Below are 4,059 nucleotides of genomic sequence, written 5' to 3'. Positions count from 1 at the left end.
GGTTGGGATGGCTTCCTGGCCTGGCCGACATCGGCTGGAGCAACCGCCTGGGGTGGTTCGAGGGCTTCCACTTGCTGCTGGCGGTCGGCCCGACCGGCGTCGTCACCGGTTTCGGATTCGCCCCGGCCAGCGCCAAGGACCAGCCCCTGGCGGACACCTTCCTCGCGGCGCGCCACCGGGCCGATGCCCGCCTGCCGACGGTGGGCTTGCCCACCAGCGTCCCCTACGTGACCGACAAGGGGTTCGGGGGCGAGGATTGGCACGCGCACTGGCGCGAGGACTATGGGGCGGAGGTGATCACCCCGCCCAAGCGGAACAGCCGCAAACCCTGGCCCCGGGCCTGGCGCCGTTGGTTGGCCGGGATCCGCCAGGTGGTCGAGACCGTAAATGGCAGCCTGCATCACGTGTTCCGCCTGGACCGGGAACGACCCCACGAACTCGGCGGGTTCGCCGCCCGGGTCACCGCCAAGATGGCGCTCCATAATTTCTGTATCTGGTTGAACCGGCAACTTGGAAGGCCTTCCTTGGCTTTTGTCGAATTGATCGGCTGGTGAGATTCAAATCACACCAAGCATTTAACTTAATAGCAGTGAAGCGGGAGACTGGGAACAAGCAAATGGTGGAATAAGGTTAGGAAGCCTGCCCCAAACAATCAAATGACGGTCGCCGATCTCGCGGATATTCAAGCCGTCCAAATCCGCTCCGCGCAACTGTTCCCGCACTTCATCCGCCCGATACGCCGCCAGCAATGAATGATGGAAATCCCACCGCAACACGTCGGGCGCGGCGGCGGCGTGTTGCCGGACCAGCGCTGCCGCCTGCTCCGGGCTGTCCGGGCGGCGCAAGTCCATCACGAACACCGCCGCGCCGGGCTGGCCCCAGCGCTTGACCGATTCCCACAGCACGGCGGGGTCGGCCAGATGATGCAGCAGGGAATTGGAAATCACCGCTTCGTAAGCCGTCTCCGGCGGTGCCGCGCCGGGCAAATAGCCCTCAATCAGCCGCACCCGTCCCGTCAACCCAGCCCGTTCCAGCGCTTCCCGGCCATATCGCAGCATGGCGGGTGCGCCGTCCACGCCATCCAGCCGACACGCGGGAAAGGCGCGGGCGAAGCGGATCAGCACGTCGGCGGGGCCGCAGCCCAGGTCCAGCGCGTGGCCGGTCGTCAGGCCGAGTCCGGGAAAGGCTTCCCGGAACAGGGCCACGAAGTGGTTATGCGGCTCGGAAAAATCGGCTTCGGCGTAGGCGAGGGCCTGCGCGTCGTCGCCCATGAGTTCGGGTTCGGGGAGGCGTTGCATGGGGTATCCGGCGTGATGGGTTGGGTTGGAGCGGTAGGTTGGATTGAGGTGCGAAACCCGGCATCCCAAGCGGATAAGCTGGGTTTCCGCAAAGCGCCAGCCCTGCCTACAGCCCTTGGACGGTTTGATGCCGAGCCGCCATAATAAGCCGCTATGAACACGATTTATAAGACAAACCAACCAAGAGCGCACCGCTTCTACGAGTTCTTCGCGGGCGGGGGCATGGCGCGGGCGGGCCTTGGCGCGGCGTGGACTTGCCTGTTCGCCAATGACTTTGATCACAAGAAAAGTCGCTCTTATGAGGAGAATTGGGGGCGCGGCGTTCTCAAGACCGCCGATGTCAGAACGCTTGTTCCGGCGGATGTTCCGGGACGTGCCGATTTGGCGTGGGCTTCCTTCCCTTGCCAGGATTTATCTCTCGCTGGCGGCGGTACCGGCCTTAAAGGAGACCGATCCGGTACGTTCTGGCCTTTTTGGGAGCTTATGTTGGCGCTCATTGATGAGGGCCGTGCGCCAAGCCTGATTGTTCTCGAAAATGCTTGCGGTGCGCTTACTTCGCATGATGGCAAGGACTTCGCCGCCATCGGCTCAACTTTTCAGAAGGCCGGATACCGATTCGGGGCGGTTGTCATCGACGCCGCGCTGTTCGTGCCTCATTCGAGGCCGCGCCTATTCATGATGGGCGTGCGCTCGGATGTTTATGTGCCGCCCGAGCTTATGGGCGCGGGCGCTTCCGCGCAGTGGCATCCGCGAGCCTTGCGAACGGCTTTTGATAAGCTGCCTGCCGCCGCGCAGATGAATTGGATTTGGTGGCGATTGCCGCCGCCGCCGCTGAGCAACGCTCGGTTCGCCGATATGATCGAAGACGCGCCGACGGGGGTTGCTTGGCATGGCCCCGCCGAAACCGACCGGCTGCTCAACATGATGAGCGCCGTGAACCGGGCGAAAGTGGAGCAAGCGAAGCGGGTGAGGCGGAGGATGGTCGGCACGATTTATAAGAGAACCCGGCTGGATGAAAACGGATTCAAGGCGCAACGCGCCGAAATTCGCTTTGACGATATTGCGGGTTGCCTGCGGACTCCGGCGGGCGGGTCGAGCCGTCAGTTGATCGTGGTGATTGATGGAGGCCGGGTCAAATTGCGGCTTATCTCTAGCCGAGAAACGGCCCGGCTGATGGGATTGCCCGATGATTACGTTTTGCCGGAGAAATACAACGAAGCCTATCATTTGACGGGGGACGGCGTTGTTGTCCCCGTGGTTGTAACTTACCCGCTACCCTAGTACCGGCCTAGCTATCATTTGACGGGGGACGGCGTTGTTGTCCCCGTGGTCTGGCATTTGGCTGAATATCTTTTTGAGCCGCTGCTGGCAGCGAATAAACAAGCTTGGGTGGTGGCGGCAGCGGCGTGACTATCTATCGTTCCCACGCTCCGCGTCACTGCCGTTAAGTTAAGGGCGGCTCCGGGTTTGATCCGTTCACCCTTCGATACCTCAGTGCGAACGGTTAAAACCCTAACCCGTTGAAATAAAAGCCGTTCATGCTTCTATACATCAGCACGAACGGCTTTGGTTTCAACGGTGTCGCGCTTACTTAATGGCAGTGACGCGGAGCGTGGGAACGATGAAAAGGAGAATAAAGCCCGGTCTTGTCGGGCCGGATACTAAAAGGCCCCATCTGTTTGGATGGGGCTTTTTTATTGGATGGTTAGCGGTCTAACGGTAAAGCTCACCGGCGAAGCGTAGCGGAGTCCGGTGCAGCGCAAAGTTAGGCCTAATTTTATTGTGAATTTGCATCAATTATTTGAGATTGTTTAAGTATCAAAATTAATCATGAGGATATCTTCATTTCTAATTTTAACTTGCGTAGCGAGTTGTAGAGCCGTCAAGTATCTTTCTTGCAGCCTTTCTATTCTTCTCGCCATTTGGCTGATGTTGATAGTTACCTCACCAAGTGTCATTTCAAAGTGATCAACATCATCGTGAAATATTCGTCCTGACGGATTCACAACAGGAATTCCGTTAATCTTAGCAAGACGACCAGGAACATACGTTATTATTTTAAACTCCTTACTTTCTTGGTCTAATATAACCCATGAAAATGAACCCCAGATAGGGCGACCTGTTTTGGATACATCTTTCGTTTTTTCTTCAATATGTTGAACGTAATGTCTAAAATCTGGTATTTTCACGGTCTCGCTTAAAAATGCTTCGAGAAAATTGGATTTCTTTAGCCCAGGTGTATTTTGTAGAACGCTTCTTAATCGCTTGGTAACGTCAATAAATGACCAAGCATCCAAAACCATAGCCTCATCATTATTGGAATTATTTAAGATGCTGTCATGGCGACAATAATCAATAATTCTTTTGTAAGCTGTTTTTGCCATTGAAAATGAATATTCAATGGCGTCGAGGCATATCTCTTGCTTTCTAGCATGATGCATGATTAATCGGTCCTAACGTGAAGTAGACATCAAAAATGCCGTATAAGCCGCTTGTTTATGCGTCACTTTTGCTGCATAAGCCAAAACCCTACGCCTTATAATCTGAACCGTCAACCCTACAAGTCACGGTTTGTAAGCCCATCTTCCCGCTTATGAGGCACACTCATCAATGGCGCATATCTGTCAAGACCCGTGAGATTGTCTACCGCCGAAACGAATAATTCTGGCTTTCTCTCGCGCCATTCGGCGAGGGCGTTAATGGGGGCGACATGACCCAGCGCCCGCTGGGGGATGGCGTGATTGTAAATATCGGCATAGCG

The 4,059-nt window shown here is 56.2% G+C and carries 4 protein-coding genes and 1 pseudogene; 2 read left to right on the top strand and 3 right to left on the bottom strand.

Annotation, left to right across the window (positions count from 1 at the left end; all coding sequences use genetic code 11):
* On the top strand, positions 1–554 hold a 554-nt coding region (locus ACXWUF_RS19835; RefSeq protein ID WP_458496310.1), incomplete at its 5' end, for a transposase.
* Positions 555–575: 21 nt separating this feature from the next.
* Here ACXWUF_RS19835 and ACXWUF_RS19830 read toward each other — a convergent pair.
* Entirely contained in the window at positions 576–1,298 is a 723-nt protein-coding gene (locus tag ACXWUF_RS19830) for a class I SAM-dependent methyltransferase (RefSeq protein ID WP_458496309.1), read from the bottom strand.
* Positions 1,299–1,451: 153 nt separating this feature from the next.
* Between ACXWUF_RS19830 and ACXWUF_RS19825 the strand changes: the two genes are divergently transcribed.
* Positions 1,452–2,579 carry a DNA cytosine methyltransferase gene (locus tag ACXWUF_RS19825; RefSeq protein ID WP_458496308.1) on the top strand — a complete coding sequence of 376 codons (1,128 nt, stop codon included), beginning with the start codon at positions 1,452–1,454 and terminating at the stop codon, positions 2,577–2,579.
* A gap of 530 nt (positions 2,580–3,109) precedes the next feature.
* Here ACXWUF_RS19825 and ACXWUF_RS19820 read toward each other — a convergent pair.
* Complete coding sequence (locus ACXWUF_RS19820; protein WP_458496307.1) at positions 3,110–3,739, bottom strand: hypothetical protein; 630 nt, start codon at positions 3,737–3,739, stop codon at positions 3,110–3,112.
* A gap of 182 nt (positions 3,740–3,921) precedes the next feature.
* Positions 3,922–4,059, bottom strand: a pseudogene (locus ACXWUF_RS19815) (IS481 family transposase); the annotation flags it as partial.

The sequence above is a fragment of the Methylomagnum sp. genome (genome assembly GCF_054333355.1).
This window is presented reverse-complemented; position numbering and strand designations above follow the sequence as displayed.